Source organism: Pseudomonas sp. GP01-A4 (assembly GCF_058780865.1).
Window position 1 is genome coordinate 1 of the sequence record NZ_JBYSWF010000039.1, and the last position, 15,646, is coordinate 15,646.

A 15,646-nucleotide genomic window follows, 5' to 3' on the forward strand; every position below is an offset into this window, starting at 1 on the left:
GGTGGAATGCGTTCCCCTGTGGGAGCTGGCTTGCCTGCGATGAGGCCCTCAAAAACAGCACTCACCCACTAATAGAAATTATTTTCATCGAGCCCTATCACTTTTTGCATCTCGCTCGGCACATAGGCAATTGAGAAATATTTCCATTCAGGAGCCGCCCTATGTCCCGCACGCTAGACACCTTGTTGCGCCCCAGCCTGTTGGCCGTGGCCATTGCCCTCAGCGCTCCGCTGGCCAGCACCCAGTTGCTCGCCGCCGAACAAGCGTCCAGTGTGCGCGCCTACAATCTGCCGGCAGCGTCGCTGGCCACCACCCTGAACCAGATCGCCAGCCAGGCCGGTTTGGCGCTGACGCTGAACCCGGGGTTGGCAGCGGGCAAGACTTCCGCGCCGGTAAAAGGGCAATTCGATGCACAAGGCGCATTGCGTGAAGCGTTGCGCGGGACCGGGCTGCAACTGGAGCAAAGCAGTGCAGGCACGTTCAGCCTGGTAGCGATCCCGGATGGGGTCGTGGCATTGCCGGAGACCAGCATTACCGGCCAGGCCGACGCGGAAAGTGCATGGGGGCCGGTTGATGGTTACCTGGCGACCCGCACCGCTGCCGGCACCAAGACCGATACCGCACTGGTCGAAGCCCCGCGTTCGATCTCCGTCGCCACTCGCCAGCAAATGCAGGACCGCAACGTCCAGAACCTGGATGACGCCGTCAAATACATGCCCGGTATCGTGTCCGCCAGCTACGGCAGTGACACCCGCTACGACTGGATGCGTGTACGCGGCTTCGAACCCACCCAGTTCCTCGACGGCCTGCCGCTGCCACGCGGCGTGTATGCCAACCCGAAAGCCGAAACCTGGAACCTCGACCGCCTTGCGCTGCTGCGTGGGCCGGCCTCGTCGGTCTACGGCCAGACGCCACCGGGTGGCCTGCTGGATATGGTCAGCCGACGTCCAAGTGCCGAGTCGAGCAATGCCATCCAGGTGCAGTACGGCAGCGACAACTACCGCCAGATCAACTTCGCCAGCACCGGCAAGATCGATGATGAAGGCCAGTTTCTCTACGGCCTCAGCGGTGTGGTGCGCGACGCCGGCACCCAGGTCGATCACATCGACAACAAGCGCTACAACATCGCCCCCAGCCTGACCTGGAATATTGATACCGACACCAAGCTGACGTTCCTGTCGCAGTTCACCCGCGACGATACCGGTGCTACCAGTCAGTTCCTGCCCATTGTCGGCACCAAGATCAAATCGCCGCTGGGGGACATCTCTCATCACAAGAACCTCGGCGACCCGGACTACGAGTACTACGACCGCACCTACTACGCGCTGGGCTACGCCTTCGAGCATCGCTTCAACGATACCTGGCAGTTCAAGCAGAACCTGCGTTACACCAAGTCGGAGCTGGCTTTCCAGCAGCTGACCGTGGGTTCCTATGGTTACTCGACCATTGATGCCGAGGGTAATACCAGCCGCGGGTCGACCAACGTCGACGAAAGCATCGGCCAGTTCGCCGTCGACAACAATTTCCAGGCTGACTTCGCCACCGGTGATATCACCCACACGCTGTTGCTCGGCCTGGATCACCAGCGCACCGACACCTCGTACCTGTCGATCTTCGGTGACGGCGGCACAGTCAACCTCTACAACCCGGTCAACACCAAGCCGGTGGTGCGTCCGGCGCGCTCCACCGCTTATTACGACTACAACCAGAAAACCATCCAGACTGGCCTTTACGCCCAGGACCAGATGGCCCTGGACCAGTGGCGCCTGACTCTTGGCGGGCGTGAAGACTGGGTGCACCAAGGCACCACCTACTTCAACAAAAACGATGCAACCAATACCGACCGCAGCAAGAACTTCAGTGGCAACGCCGCGCTGAGCTATGTGTTCGATTCGGGCTTCGTTCCGTACCTCTCCTACGCCGAATCGTTCCAGCCAGCGAGTAACGCCAGCGTCTCGCCAACCGAGTCGTACAAACCCACCGAAGGCAAGCAATGGGAATTGGGGGTCAAGTACCAACCACCCGGCTCAAATACCCTGCTGAGCGCAGCGGTGTACGACCTGACCCAAAAGAACGTGCTGGTTACCAGCTTCGGTGCCGGTGGCCAGTCGATCACCGACCAGACCGGCGAAGTGAAGGTCAAGGGCCTGGAATTGGAAGCCGTCTCTGACGTGACCGAGAACCTTAAGGTCATCGCGGCATACACCCTGGCCAAATCCGAAGTGCAAAAAGGCCAATACAAAGGCAACCGCCTGCAACTGATGCCAAACCAGCAAGCCTCACTGTGGACCGACTACACCTGGCACGCCGGTGTGCTCGACGGTTTCGGCATTGGCGCGGGTGCCCGCTACACCGGCAACACCTATGGCGACCAGGGCAACACCTGGCTGGGCAAGGCCAATGCCTACACCGTGTTCGATGCCTCCGTGCATTACGACCTCGGCCGCCTGGACAATAGCCTCAAGGGGGCTTCGGTGAAACTGAATGCCACCAACCTGTTCGACAAGGACTACATTTCCACCTGCGATGCTTCCTACTGCTACTACGGCGACCAACGCAGCGTCGTCGCCAGTGCCACCTACCAGTGGTAATCGGCTGAGTTAACAACCGGGCCGCCCCCGTGGGCGGCTTCGGTGTGTCTGAAGGCTAGAAAATGAAAAGCAAAACCATCCGCCGCTGGTCCTTCATCCACACCTGGACCAGCCTCGTCTGCACCGTATTCCTGCTGCTGCTCGCCCTCACCGGCCTGCCGTTGATCTTCCACCACGAGATCGACCACCTGCTGGGCAACGAACCCGAGCTGGCACAGATGCCCGCCGATACCCCACAGCTGAACCTCGAACAGCTTGTTGCCAAAGCCCAGGCCCATCGCCCCGGCGAAGCCATGCAATACCTGGCCTGGGACGAAGACGACAAGAACGGCGTGATCGCAATCATGGCCGCCACCGCCGGCACCGAACCCAATTCCTCCCACACCTTCATGCTCGACGCCCGCACCGGCGAGGCCGTGGAAACGCCTTCGGCCAACGGCGGGCTGACGATGTTCCTGCTGCGCCTGCACGTCGATATGTTCGCCGGGCTGCCGGGCAAGTTGCTGCTGGCGTTCATGGGCATTCTGTTTGTGCTGGCGATCATCTCCGGCACGGTGTTGTACCTGCCGTTCATGCGCCGGCTGAAATTCGCGACCGTGCGCCAGGACAAATCCACGCGCCTGCGCTGGCTCGACCTGCACAACCTGATCGGCGTGGTCACCCTGACCTGGGCGCTGGTAGTGGGCATGACCGGCGTGATCAGCGCCTGCGCCGACCTGATCATCGCCGCGTGGCGCACCGACAGCCTCAGCGCAATGATCGAGCCTTACAAAAACGCCCCGCCGCTGACCCTGCGCGCCCCCGCCACCGACCTGCTGACGATTGCCGCCAAGGCCGCGCCCGGGATGGAGCCGGACTTTATCGCGTTCCCCGGCACGCGTTTCTCCAGCGAGCATCACTACGCGGTGTTCATGAAAGGCAGCACCCACCTGACTTCACACCTGCTGACGCCGGTATTCATCGACGCCAGCAACCTGCACGTCACCGCCATCGCCGAACGGCCGTGGTACATGGACGCCATGGGCATGTCCCAGCCGCTGCACTTCGGTGACTACGGCGGCATGCCAATGAAGATCCTGTGGGCGGTGCTGGATGTGCTGACCATCATCGTCCTGGGCAGTGGCGTGTACCTGTGGCTGGTGCGGCGCAAGGCGGCCAAGTCATGAAGCCGAGGCAATCGAGTTTCTGGAAGGTATTTGGCATTCCGCTGGCCATCGGGTTGTTGAGTGCTGCCGGATTGTTTGCGGCATTGCTGGGGGACGGCTTGTGGGATTCGCTGAGCTGGGTGGGGCTGGGCATTCCGGCCGCCATAGGTAGCTGGGCGTTGCTCAAGCGTTGAGATAGATTAGCGCTGCCCTTTTCCGAGGAATGCCCATGTCCACCCCCAGCATGACGTTGTTCCACAACCCTGCCTCGCCGTTTGTACGCAAAGTACGGGTGTTGTTGCACGAGACCGGTCAACTGGACCGCGTGACCTTGCACGCCTGCGTGCCGACGCCGGTCAAGCCCGACGCCGATGTAATCCTGGACAACGCGCTGGGCAAGATCCCCGCCCTGCGCCTGGCCGACGGCAATGCGCTGCACGACAGCCGGGTGATCCTCGATTACCTCGACTACCAACACACCGGGACTCCACTGATCCCCCGGAACGGCCCGGCCCGCTGGCGGCGCCTGACCCTGGCCTCGACCGCCGACGGCATCATGGATGCCGCCGTACTGGTGCGTTATGAAACCGCCATGCGCCCCGAGGAAAAACATTGGGACCTGTGGCTGGAAGGCCAGCGCGACAAGATCCGCCGCGCCCTCGACATGCTCGAACAGGACGCCATCGCCGAACTGGCCGGGCCGTTTGACGTGGCCGCGATCAGCGTGGCGTGTGCACTGGCTTATCTGGACTTCCGCCACCCGGACATGCAGTGGCGGTCGAGCCATCCGAAGCTGGCGGCGTGGTATGCCGAGGTGAGTCAGCGGCCGTCGATGCTCCAGACCCAGCCACCGGCCTAACCTGCTGCAAGGGTTCTTTTGTGGTGAGGGAGCTTGCTCCCGCTGGAGTGCGAAGCGCTCCCAGGATTTTTGGGGCCGCTGCGCAGCCCAGCGGGAGCAAGCTCCCTCGCCACAAAAAGCTCCCGGGCCACAGGGAATAGCGCGTTAATCCTCACCACTAACTGCGCGCCCTCTTGCTGATCTTCCCGCAACCCCAACGACCTACTCATCACCCACCTCCTTGCGTTTGCCCACCCCATACCAATCCAGCTTGCGGGTCAGCACCATCACCGTGCCCAGCAACCCGAACAGCAGCAACGAGCCCATCAACAACGCGTAATCCTCGGCACTCAGCAACCCGTACAGCAAGCCATACAACGCCGCCAACCCTGCTGAAAACCCCAGGCCATGGGCGACACTGCGCAGCACATGGCAGACGTAAAACCCGATCAGCAACACACAGGCCGCCGCCGATATCAGGTAAGCCGGGCCAAACCCGATGTGCTCGGACAACGACAACAGCAGCAGGTAGAAAAACGCCAGGGCAACCCCCACCAGCGCGTACTGGATCGGGTGCACCGCCAGGCTCTTGAGCACCTCGAACAGGAAGAAACCGGCAAACGTCAGGGCAATGAACAGCAGCGCATATTTGATCGCCCGATCGCTCTTGAGGTACTGGTCCACCGGGTCGATAAAGCTCACGCCGAAGCTGCGGCTGTTGAAGTCGTCACAGCCGCGCTCGGCCAGGCAACCGCGCAGTGCTTCTTCCAGGTTGGTGGAGAAGAATGTGGTCTGCCAATTGGCGCTGAAGCCTTGGGCGGTGACCTCGCGCTGGGTCGGCAGGAAGTTGCCGATAAAGCTGGGGTGCGGCCAGTTGGACGCGAGCTTGACCTGGCTGGTCTTGCCCACCGGCACCACTTGCAGTTGCTCGGTGCCTTGCAGGCGCAGGTCAAAGGCGAAGTCAAAAGGTGACGGATTCTGGCTGTCCTGCTCGGGCAGCATCACGTGCACACCCTCCCCCAGCCAAGCCACTTGAGTACCCGGGGAAAACGCCAGTTGCTGGCTGCCCAGCTCCAGCTTCAACGCATTTTCGATACCGCGAATGTCGCTGATACCCACTGCCAGATACGCCGGGTCAAAGCGGTAATCGGCAAAATTTTCCTTGATGCCCCACTGCTCCGGCAACACAAACCGCCCACTGATACGGCTGTCGGCGTGGAACAACCGCGCCTGGTAAATGCCCCGGGCCCGCACTTCGGTTTGCACCTGCCCGTCGAGGGCAAATTGCTCCGGCAGGAAATACAGATGACCACGCACCTCGCGGGTTTCTTCGTAGCGTTCGTTGAGCTTTTCATTGAGCTTCCACTCCCGGACTGTCTTGCGATAAGGCACCACCAGCACCGGGCCATTGAGGCGCTGGCTGTAGCTGGAACTGCGGGCGATATCCTGCAAGACGTCGTCGCGCAGTTGCTGACGGTCGGTAATCACCCCGTGGATCATCAGCAACGGAATCAACAACAGCACGATCAGCAGCGCGATGGCGCCCAATTTGAAAAGCAGATTGCGGTTCATGAAGCTCTCCCTGTTTTGATGGGGGAGAGTCTGGCGGGCGCTTAAGGGGGATTTATGAAGGGAATGTGGAGACTGTGTGGAGATGCAGTTTTACCTGCACGCCGCCGGGCACGTTGCCGATCTGCAATGAGCCGCCGTGCAGCTTCATCACCTCTTCGACAAAATTGAGCCCAAGGCCGGTGCTCTTGCGCCCGCTGGCCGGGCGCGGCAGGGAATAGAAGCGCTCGCTCAGGCGCGGCAACGCGTACTCGGGAATGGCGTCGGCCTGGTTGAACAGGGTGAATTCGACGCCGTCATTCACAGCCTTGGCACTGAACCGCAAGGCGCCGCCGGGCGGGGTGAAATCCAGGGCGTTTTCCAGCAGATTCCCCAGGGCCTGACGCAGCAGGAACGGCTCGCCGTACACCTGCAGATCCGCGTCAATCGCCTGCTCGACCTGCAACCCGGCGCCTTCAATGCGCGCACATTGAGCCCTGAGCACTTCGTCCACCAGCGCCGCCAACAACAGGCTGGCCTGGTCCTCAAGGCCCTGGCGCTGCTCCACCTGCGCCAGGTTCAGCAGGCGTTCGATCAACTGCTGCAAGCGCGCACTTTCGCTGTCGATATTGCTCACGAAACGCTGCTGCTGGTCACGGGGCATGTCGCCCTGCAACAGCTCCGCCGCACCACGAATCGCCGCCAGCGGGCTTTTCAATTCGTGGGTCAGGGTGTGCACATAACGTTCGACGTACGCCTTGCCTTCCAGCTGGGTGCGCATGTGTTCCACGGCGGTGGACAACTGCTCCAGTTCACCGCCGCGATAGTGCGGCAACTCGGCACGCCGGCCTTCACTCACCGCCTGGGCATACGCCGTCAGCCGGCGCAGTGCGACACTCAACCACCACGACAACAGCGCACCAAACAGCAAGCCCAGGGCGACCAGCCCGGCGCCGTACCACAGCAACCGGTCTTCGGTGCGGTCCACATAGGGTTGCAGTGAACTGTTGGGCTTGGCCACAGTGACCACGCCGATGATCTGCCCGCTATCGCGGATCGGCGCGCCGACGTGCATCACCGATGAGGCAGGGTCGTCCAGTTCGCTGCGGGTCGAGCGCGCACCGTATTCGCCGCGCAGGGTCAGGTACACATCGTTCCACTTCGAATAGTCCTCGCCCACCGCCTCGCCGGTGGAGTCCAGCAACACGATGCCCTTGGCGTCGGTGACGTAGATGCGGTGGTTGACCTGGTTTTTCGGCAGGCCCCAGATATTCGCGCCGGGCTGACGCTCACCGTAGGCCTTGAGCAGTTCGGGCCAGTGGCTCTGGCCGAGGGTGCCGTTCTTCACATCGCTGCGCAGGATTTCCGCCAGCAGGTTGGCGGTGTCCACCAGGGTTTCTTCGGTGGACTGGCGCACACCGGGGCGGATTTCCTTCATCACGGTGCTGAGTACGAAGTAGCCGGTCAGGCCGATAAACAGCGCATAGACCAGGAAGAACCGGATCCCCAGGCGCATCAGCTGTTGCCCGGGCTGTAGCTGTAGCCAAGGCCACGGTGGGTCTGGATGGGCTCCGCCTCGGGCGCCACCGCGCGCAATTTGCTGCGCACGCTTTTGATGTGGCTGTCGATATTGCGCTCGTAGCCTGCGTCCGCCGCCACGCCCACCGCATCCAGCAGTTGCTCGCGGCTGAACACGCGCTCGGGTTGCTCCAACAGGCTGTGCAGCAGACGGAATTCATGGCGAGTGAGGCTCAGGGGCTGGCCGCGATAACTGATCTGCATGCGCTCCAGGTCCACCTGGAACACCGCCGGAGCAGCACCGGGGCCCACGCGCTTGAGAATGGCCCGTACCCGCGCTGCCACTTCCCGCGGGCTGAACGGCTTGACTACATAGTCGTCAGCGCCGATCTCAAGACCCACCACGCGGTCGATCTCACCGTCCCGGGCGCTGAGGAACATCACCGGTACTTCGCTGAAACGCCGCAGTTGCTTGCAGGTTTCAAAGCCGGTGATGTCCGGCAGGCCGATGTCGAGGATGACCAGGTCCGCCGGGGTTTGCCGCTGATGGGCCAGCGCCGCCTGGCCGAGGCTCAACCAGGTGGTGGTGAAGCCCTCGCCTTGCAGGGCGAAAATCAGCGTGTCGGCGATAGCCGCTTCGTCTTCGACAATCAGGATATGCGCCATGGTGTTCCGTCAGCAGTCCGGTTTGTCCGCAGTGTAACGGCGGGCCGGGTTTACCGCAGCGCCGAATTCACGCAGGGCCTTGGCGCCGATCAGCAGCGGGTAGTTGAAGCTGCTGCGGTCGGTGAGGTTGACCTCGACGGTGCGCTTGACGTTGCCCAGGCACATTTCCAGGTCGATCACCGGGCGCTTGGCCACGGTGGCTTCGTCCTTGTCGTCATCTTCGTCGGCGCGGCTCTTGATTTTGCTGATGCGCGAAACCTTGTGCTCGTACACCTTGTTGGTGGCGTCCTTGCCGCCGAGGCGGAAGCGTACCCAGTCGTCGCCATCACGGGTGAAGGTCTCGATGTCCCGGGCCGACAGCGAGGCGGTCAGCGCGCCGGTGTCCATCTTGGCCTTGAAGGTCTCACCGATTTCCGGCAGTTGGATGTATTCGTAGCGACCATAAAGGGTCGGCTCGGCGGCCATGACAGGCAAGGCCACCAGCGTTAGCAGGGCAAGGATGGATTTCACGTAGGAGGTTTCCTTGAAATAAGTGGGCCAATTCTAGACTGCAAATTCGCTGCTTAGTTAGATCACAGAGCATACCCAGCCCGCTGTGAAACATTCGTAAGCTTATTTGCGATTTGGTCTCCAGGCCCAAGCTGCTTATCATGGCGGGCCAAAAATGATTCCAAGAGTTACTTATGCGCCGCCTGCTCACCGGCTGTTTCGTCACATTGCTGCTGTTGCTCAACACCCTGGTGCTGTTCGGGCCGCTGATGGTGTTTGCCCTGCTCAAGCTGGTGGCCCCCGGTCGCTTTCGTGACTATGCCTCCTGGGCCGTCATGTGGATCGCCGAAACCTGGGCCGAGATCGACAAGCTGATCTTCGCCCTGTGCATCCCTACCCAATGGGACATTCGCGGCGGCGGCGACCTGCGGGGTGACACTTCTTACCTGGTGATCAGCAACCATCAATCCTGGGTCGACATCCCCGCACTGATCCAGGCCCTCAACCGGCGCACGCCGTTCTTCAAGTTCTTCCTGAAAAAGGAACTGATCTGGGTACCCTTCCTGGGCCTGGCCTGGTGGGCGCTGGATTACCCGTTCATGAAGCGCTACAGCAAGGCATTCCTGGCCAAACACCCGGAACTGGCAGGCCAGGACCTGAAGATCACCAAAGAGGCCTGCGAGTTGTTCAAGCGCCAGCCGGTCACCGTGGTGAATTACCTGGAAGGCACGCGGTTCACCCCGGCCAAGCGCAAACAGCAGGCTTCACCCTTCGAGCGCCTGCTCAAGCCCAAGGCGGGTGGCGTGGCGTTCGTGCTCGCTGCGTTGGGTGAACAGCTGGATGCGGTGCTCGACGTCACCGTGGTTTATCCACAGGAAAACATTCCCGGCTTCTGGGACTTGATCAGTGGCGCAGTGCCGAAGGTGATCGTGGATATCCGTACCCGAGAGCTGGATCCGGCGTTGTGGCAGGGGGATTACGAGAACGATCCGGCGTTTCGCCAGACCGTCCAGAACTGGGTCAACCAGCTCTGGATGGAGAAGGATGCGCGCATCGCCCAACTGCGCGCGGAGCGGCCTTAGCCGCCAGTGCCCCAGGCCGAAGCCAGTTTGCCCAGCACCGATTCGCTGGCGCCCTGGCCGCCCAGGTATTTCAGGATAACCGGCGCAAACTGGCCAACCATTCCACTGTCCATGCCCAGCGCGCTGAACGCGGTGTTCAGGTCGTTGGTGTTCTTCACGTTACCCAACACGCCGTCCAGGCCCGAGGTCTTGCTGCCGCCGCTCTGGCCGAGCATGCCGCTCAGGGCGCCGAGGCTGCCCAGGGAGTTGCTGCCGGAGAGCTTGTCCAGGCCCGGTACGCTTTTGGTCAGTTGCGAGTAATCACCGCCGCCCAATTTATTCTTGGCCAGGCCCAGCATTGCGCCGGTACCACCAACGGCCTGCTCAGGGGTCACGTTCAATTGCGAGGTCAGTGCCTGCAGCAGACCAGCGGTCTGTGAAGTGGGTGCAGCCGCTGCTGCCTTGTCGCCACCTTGTGCACCGGACACGGCATTGGCCACGTCGCCGAGGCTGAAACCTGCCGCAAATACCGGGCTGGCCGCCACGGTCAACAGGCAGGACAGGGCAAAACCGCGTGAAATCTTCATCAAGACAACCTCTGAAAGTAAGCGCAAAAAGCAGGAGTTTGACTGGGTACGCCGAAGGATTGTTCCCTCCCTGCAGATTAGTTCAGAAAACCACTGCATCCGATGCGCCTTGCGCTGCGTATATCCACCACGAGCCGCACGGAGGTAGATGGAATGAATGCCCAAGCTGGACTAACCTCAGCCTGCCCTCTTTACCGTGCGCCGTCCCATCGCCCTGTTGCAAGCGCCTGGAGAAGCCCTATTTCGACCCACGATGCAGATCAGCTACGGCAATTGCTGGCCCAGTGTTCACTGGGTAATCGCCAGGCGTTCGAAACGCTCTATCGCAGCGTTTCCCCGCGTTTGCATGGTGTTGCCTTGCGTTTCATGGGTCGCAAGGATCTGGCCGAGGAGGTGTTGCAGGAAAGCTTCGTGCGCATCTGGTACAACGCCTCACGCTATGAGGCCCATCTGTCGGCGCCCATGACCTGGATGGTCAATATCACCCGCAACCTGGCGATCGACCAGTTGCGCAAACACCGCGAACAACCCTTGAACGAAGGCCAGGAGGACGCCACGGCCGACGAAAGCCCCAGCGCCCATGAACAGCTCGACAGCGAGCGTGAAGCCCTCGCCCTGAACCGCTGCCTCGACAGCCTCGAAGGCATGCAGCGTCAATCGATCACCGTGGCTTACTTCCAGGGCTTGTCGTGCTCGGAATTGGCCGAACATCTGGCCGCGCCCCTGGGCTCGGTCAAATCCTGGATTCGCCGCGGCATGGAGCGCTTGCGCAGGTGCCTTGAATCATGAACTACCAGACCACCGCCCTGCGCCGCGCCCTGGCGGCTGACTACGCCATCGGGCTGATGCCTGCCACCGCCCGCCGGCGCTTTGAAGCGCTGCTGCGGGATGACGCGGCGCTGCGCGTCGAACTCGGGCACTGGCAGGATGCCCTCGCCAGCCTCACCGGGCCGCTGCCTGAACGGCCGGTGCCGGACCACGTATGGGAAGGGATCAAGGCGCGCATTGAGCCGGAAGTGCTGCATATGCCGGCGAAGAAACCGTTCTGGATGAACCTGCGCTTGCTGGTAGCGGCGTGCGGGGTGGTGATCGCGGTATTGGTGGGTGTGTTGTACCAGCGCGATCTTGGGGTGGAGTACAACGCCACGCTGGTGGCGGCTGATCAGCAGCCGGCGCTGAAGATCCAGGCCTACGCGGATCACCTGCAAGTGGAACCGCTGACCCTGGCGGCCGTGGAGCCGGCCCGCGCGTTGGAACTGTGGGCAATCCCGGCAGGCGGCAAACCCATCTCCCTGGGGTTGTTGCCGGTGTCGGGTAACGGCCGAATCCAGTTGAGCAAAGAACACCAGGCGCTGCTGACGGCGCCGCTGACCCTGGCAGTGAGCCTTGAGCCTCAGGGGGGCTCGCCGACCGGACAACCCACCGGGCCGGTGCTGTATCAGGGCCAATTGGCATCACTCTGATCCGAGGCTCAATACGACGGATGAGGAACCGATCGCCGTTAACCGGGTCCATTAAAGACTACAAAACATGTCAGGAAGAGCCTAATGACTGCGATCAACCCCCAAGTGATTGAGCACAAGCCTTCATTCTGGAACCGCCCACGCCTGTTCGTCGGCGCCTGTTTGGTGATAGTGGCAGGCGTCGGCGGCGCCCTCTACACCCAGGACAGCGTCAAGGCTGCCGCGCTGCTGGTGAACACCACCCAGCAACCGGCCACGCAGATCGTGGCCCACAAGGATTACCTCGAAGTGCAGCCGATTGCCGCCACGGCACCGGCCCCGGACCAAAGCCTGGAACTGTGGGCTGTCCCGGCTGACGGTACGCCGGTGTCACTGGGCCTGTTGCCGGAAGACGGCAAAGGCATTATCGGCATCAACCCTCGCCAGCAGGAGTCGATCAGCAAGCCGGTGACACTGATGGTCAGCTCGGAAACCAAGGGCGGCTCGGTGAGCAAGCAGCCGACGGGGCCAACGGTGTATCAGGGGGCTTTGGCGATTCGCTGATTCTCCCACCCAACCGCAGATGCAAAAAAGGCGACCCTGAGGTCGCCTTTTTATTTGCCCGCGATTTAAGCCGCGCTGAACAACTTGTGCGGATCAATCACAAACTTCTTCGGCACGCCCGCATCGAACTCGCCGTACCCGCGTGGCGCGTCATCCAGGCTGATGACTTCCACACCGACGATGTCGGCAATGTTGATACGGTCCCACATGATCGCCTGCATCAACTGGCGGTTGTACTTCATCACTGGGGTTTGCCCGGTGTGGAAGCTGTGGGACTTGGCCCAGCCCAGGCCGAAACGAATGCTCAGGCTGCCCATTTTTGCAGCGGCATCCACGGCACCCGGGTCTTCGGTGACGTACAGGCCCGGAATACCGATTTTGCCAGCCACCCGCACCACGCCCATCAACGAGTTGAGCACGGTGGCCGGAGCCTCTGCCTTGGCCCCTTCATGACCATGGCCGCGCGCTTCGAAACCCACGGCATCGACGGCGCAATCCACTTCCGGCTCGCCCAGCAACGCAGCGATCTGTTCGTGCAGCGGGGTGTCTTTCGACAGGTCGGCAATTTCAAAACCCTGGGCCTTGGCGTGGGCCAGGCGGATCGGGTTGACGTCACCGATGATCACCACCGCAGCGCCCAGCAGGCGAGCGGAAGCGGCAGCCGCCAGGCCTACCGGACCGGCACCGGCGATGTAGACCGTGCTGCCCGGGCCAACGCCCGCAGTGACTGCGCCGTGGTAGCCGGTGGGCAGGATGTCGGAGAGGCAAGTCAGGTCGCGGATTTTCTCCATGGCCTTGTCGCGGTCCGGCAGTTTCAACAGGTTGAAGTCGGCGTAAGGCACCAGCACGTATTCGGCCTGGCCGCCAGTCCAGTCGCCCATGTCGACATAGCCGTAGGCGCCACCGGCACGGGCCGGGTTGACGGTCAGGCACACGCCGGTGTGCTGCTCTTTGCAGGAACGGCAACGGCCGCATGCGACGTTGAACGGCACCGACACCAGGTCGCCGATCTTCAGGTTCTCGACGTCGCTGCCCTTCTCGATCACTTCGCCGGTGATTTCGTGGCCCAGGACCAGGCCGGTCTGGGCAGTGGTGCGGCCGCGCACCATGTGTTGGTCGGAGCCGCAGATGTTGGTGGAGACCACGCGCAGGATGACGCCGTGCTCAATCTTCCTGCCACGGGGGTCCTGCATTTTGGGATAGTCGATTTTCTGTACTTCGACCTTGCCGTTGCCGAGATACACGACACCACGATTACCAGACATGCTTTCACCTCGCTGTTGTTTTTATGGAACCGCGTTGCCCAGGCAGGCAGCGCGTTTAAGTGCTCGGGTACAGATGCTGTTTTTGCGTTGTTAGTAAGGGCCTCTTCGCGAGCAAGCCCGCTCCCACAGTTGACCGAGTCCTACCTTTGAAATGCGGTCGAATGTGGGAGCGGGCTTGCTCGCGAAGGCGTCCATCAGAGCACCACTGTCCGATTGGCGTTCAAGAACACCCGCCGCTCAATGTGATACCCCACGGCCCGGGCCAGGGTCAGGCCTTCGATATCCCGTCCCTTGGCAATCAAATCTTCCGGATAGTGACTGTGGTCCACCACCTCCACGCCCTGGGCGATGATCGGGCCTTCGTCCAAATCGTTATTGATGTAATGCGCAGTGGCGCCGACCAGTTTCACCCCCTTGTTGTAAGCCTGGTGATACGGCTTGGCGCCCTTGAAACCGGGCAGCAGGGAGTGGTGGATGTTGATGGCTTTACCGTCAAGCTTGCGGCACAGCTCCGGCGACAGCACTTGCATGTAGCGCGCAAGAATCACCAGCTCGGCGCCGGACTCTTCGATCACCTGCCACACCTGGCGCTCCTGCGACGGCTTGTCGTTGGGGTCCAGGGGAAAGTGGTAATAGGGAATCTGGTGCCAGTCGGCCAGGGGCTTGAGGTCCGGGTGGTTGGAGACTACGGCGACCACGTCCATCGACAGTTGGCCGATGCGCTGGCGGTAGAGCAAATCGTTGAGGCAGTGATCGGCCTTGGAGACCATGATCACCACTTTCGGCCGGTAGTTCGGCGCGGTCAGTTCGAAGATCATGCCGAAGGCTTCGCCACGGGTGGCCAGGCCATCGCGGAAGGCTTGTTCGTCGAAACCATCGGGCTGGCGGAACTCCACGCGGATGAAGAACCGGCCCGAGAGCCGGTCATCGAAGGAGTGGTGCTCAGTGACGTAGCAGCCCTGCTCGAACAGGTAGCGAGTGACCGCGTCCACCGTGCCGAGCACGCTGGGGCAGTCGGCGGTCAAAATCCATGTATCGGGTACGCGGCTCATTATTCGTGACTCCTTGATCGTTCCCACGCTCTGCGTGGGAACGCCGCAATGGACGCTCTGCGTCCGCTCTTGGGACGCGGAGCGTCCCGGGATGCATTCCCACGCGGAGCGTGGGAACGATCAGGCCTGGACGCTTAAACCATACTCAGCCGCCGCATCCTGCAACCACAGCCACCAGTAATCCGAGAAGCTGCGACGAATCACCAGCTCCCAGGTGTCTTCAGCAGTATGGCGAATCACCAATTGCGACTTGGCAAACACCGTGCCCACCGCCTTGCCCACCGGGAAGCTGTTGGGGTGCACGTCGTAGCTGGTGGATTTCATCAGTACATCGCGCACGTTCGGGCCGCTGAGTTCGAGAATCTGCTGGCCTCCGCTGACGTTGACGACCTGGATATGCAAATCACCCAGCGCCTCACGCAAGCTTTTCTCGGCGGCGAATTCCTCACCGCCTGGCACTACCAGCAACCACTCATCCGGACCGAGCCATTGCAGGCTGGTCTCACCCTTGACGATGACTTGCAGGGCACCGGGCAATTCGATACCCAAGGCTTTGTGCACACCGGCGGCGAAGGCTGCGTCATGGCCATCGCCACGAATGGTCAGGTGGCCCAGCAGTTTCTTTTCACGCACGGTCACGCCGGCATTCTTGCGGCCCTTGCCTACCAGGCTGGCGAGGTCGGCATGGTGCAGCGACGACTCGGCCTTGGCTCCGGAGGTGGGGCGTTGTTGGTAAACATTGGCTGCTGTCATAAAGCACCTGTGTTGAATTTGATCGTTCCCACGCTCTGCGTGGGAATGCCGCCATGGACGCTCTGCGTCCGCTCTTGGGGCGCAGAGCGCCCCGGGATGCATTCCCACGCGGAGCGTGGGAACGATC

General features: G+C 61.8%; 16 protein-coding genes. 8 read left to right on the top strand and 8 right to left on the bottom strand.

Annotated features, from left to right (window positions below):
• Window positions 1–161 precede the first annotated feature (161 nt).
• The 4 genes from AC3WKX_RS20980 to AC3WKX_RS20995 all read left to right on the top strand — a co-directional run bounded on the left by AC3WKX_RS20980 (window position 162) and on the right by AC3WKX_RS20995 (window position 4,595).
• Complete coding sequence (locus AC3WKX_RS20980; protein WP_102604387.1) at window positions 162–2,591, top strand: TonB-dependent siderophore receptor; 2,430 nt, start codon at window positions 162–164, stop codon at window positions 2,589–2,591.
• Window positions 2,592–2,653: 62 nt separating this feature from the next.
• The gene (locus tag AC3WKX_RS20985) at window positions 2,654–3,757 is read left to right on the top strand and encodes a PepSY-associated TM helix domain-containing protein (protein ID WP_102604386.1); all 1,104 of its coding nucleotides are present in this window, start codon (window positions 2,654–2,656) and stop codon (window positions 3,755–3,757) included.
• Window positions 3,754–3,930 carry a hypothetical protein gene (locus AC3WKX_RS20990; RefSeq protein WP_003209216.1) on the top strand — a complete coding sequence of 59 codons (177 nt, stop codon included), beginning with the start codon at window positions 3,754–3,756 and terminating at the stop codon, window positions 3,928–3,930. The genes AC3WKX_RS20985 and AC3WKX_RS20990 overlap by 4 nt, the downstream gene beginning before the upstream one ends.
• Before the next feature lie 35 nt (window positions 3,931–3,965).
• Entirely contained in the window at window positions 3,966–4,595 is a 630-nt protein-coding gene (locus tag AC3WKX_RS20995; RefSeq protein ID WP_003209214.1) for a glutathione S-transferase, read from the top strand.
• 201 nt (window positions 4,596–4,796) lie between these two features.
• Here the strand turns inward: AC3WKX_RS20995 and creD are convergent, their stop codons facing one another.
• From creD to rloA2, 4 genes are read right to left on the bottom strand one after another with little or no spacing between them, the layout of a single operon-like run.
• Complete coding sequence (gene creD / locus AC3WKX_RS21000) at window positions 4,797–6,146, bottom strand: cell envelope integrity protein CreD (protein WP_102604384.1); 1,350 nt, start codon at window positions 6,144–6,146, stop codon at window positions 4,797–4,799.
• A gap of 52 nt (window positions 6,147–6,198) precedes the next feature.
• Complete coding sequence (gene creC / locus AC3WKX_RS21005) at window positions 6,199–7,638, bottom strand: two-component system sensor histidine kinase CreC (RefSeq protein ID WP_102604383.1); 1,440 nt, start codon at window positions 7,636–7,638, stop codon at window positions 6,199–6,201.
• A complete protein-coding gene (gene creB / locus AC3WKX_RS21010; protein WP_003209207.1) occupies window positions 7,638–8,306 on the bottom strand; it encodes a two-component system response regulator CreB in 669 nt (222 codons plus the stop codon). Before creB ends, creC begins: the two co-directional genes overlap by 1 nt.
• A 9-nt stretch (window positions 8,307–8,315) precedes the next feature.
• Entirely contained in the window at window positions 8,316–8,816 is a 501-nt protein-coding gene (rloA2, locus tag AC3WKX_RS21015) for a retropepsin-like aspartic peptidase RloA2 (protein WP_003209205.1), read from the bottom strand.
• 173 nt (window positions 8,817–8,989) lie between these two features.
• Here rloA2 and yihG point away from each other — a divergent pair, with 173 nt between their 5' ends.
• Entirely contained in the window at window positions 8,990–9,877 is an 888-nt protein-coding gene (gene yihG, locus AC3WKX_RS21020; RefSeq protein WP_003209204.1) for a 1-acylglycerol-3-phosphate O-acyltransferase, YihG family, read from the top strand.
• On the opposite strand, the gene AC3WKX_RS21025 is transcribed toward yihG, so the two are convergent.
• On the bottom strand, window positions 9,874–10,443 hold the full coding sequence (locus AC3WKX_RS21025; RefSeq protein WP_003209203.1) for a DUF2780 domain-containing protein: 570 nt from the start codon (window positions 10,441–10,443) through the stop codon (window positions 9,874–9,876). The two genes, yihG and AC3WKX_RS21025, sit on opposite strands and share 4 nt — an antisense overlap.
• Window positions 10,444–10,596: 153 nt before the next feature.
• Between AC3WKX_RS21025 and AC3WKX_RS21030 the strand changes: the two genes are divergently transcribed.
• The 3 genes from AC3WKX_RS21030 to AC3WKX_RS21040 all read left to right on the top strand — a co-directional run bounded on the left by AC3WKX_RS21030 (window position 10,597) and on the right by AC3WKX_RS21040 (window position 12,449).
• On the top strand, window positions 10,597–11,232 hold the full coding sequence (locus tag AC3WKX_RS21030) for a sigma-70 family RNA polymerase sigma factor (RefSeq protein ID WP_173882993.1): 636 nt from the start codon (window positions 10,597–10,599) through the stop codon (window positions 11,230–11,232).
• A complete protein-coding gene (locus tag AC3WKX_RS21035) occupies window positions 11,229–11,906 on the top strand; it encodes an anti-sigma factor (protein ID WP_102604382.1) in 678 nt (225 codons plus the stop codon). The genes AC3WKX_RS21030 and AC3WKX_RS21035 overlap by 4 nt, the downstream gene beginning before the upstream one ends.
• A gap of 84 nt (window positions 11,907–11,990) precedes the next feature.
• On the top strand, window positions 11,991–12,449 hold the full coding sequence (locus AC3WKX_RS21040) for an anti-sigma factor domain-containing protein (protein ID WP_003209196.1): 459 nt from the start codon (window positions 11,991–11,993) through the stop codon (window positions 12,447–12,449).
• Between the two features lie 65 nt (window positions 12,450–12,514).
• Here AC3WKX_RS21040 and fdhA read toward each other — a convergent pair whose 3' ends face one another.
• The 3 genes from fdhA to AC3WKX_RS21055 form a co-directional block, all read right to left on the bottom strand.
• A complete protein-coding gene (gene fdhA / locus AC3WKX_RS21045) occupies window positions 12,515–13,714 on the bottom strand; it encodes a formaldehyde dehydrogenase, glutathione-independent (protein WP_003209194.1) in 1,200 nt (399 codons plus the stop codon).
• A gap of 194 nt (window positions 13,715–13,908) precedes the next feature.
• Window positions 13,909–14,766, bottom strand: a complete 858-nt coding sequence (gene purU, locus AC3WKX_RS21050) for a formyltetrahydrofolate deformylase (protein ID WP_003209192.1) — start codon at window positions 14,764–14,766, stop codon at window positions 13,909–13,911.
• 120 nt (window positions 14,767–14,886) lie between these two features.
• Window positions 14,887–15,519, bottom strand: a complete 633-nt coding sequence (locus AC3WKX_RS21055; protein WP_102604381.1) for a sarcosine oxidase subunit gamma — start codon at window positions 15,517–15,519, stop codon at window positions 14,887–14,889.
• Between the last annotated feature and the right edge of the window lie 127 nt (window positions 15,520–15,646).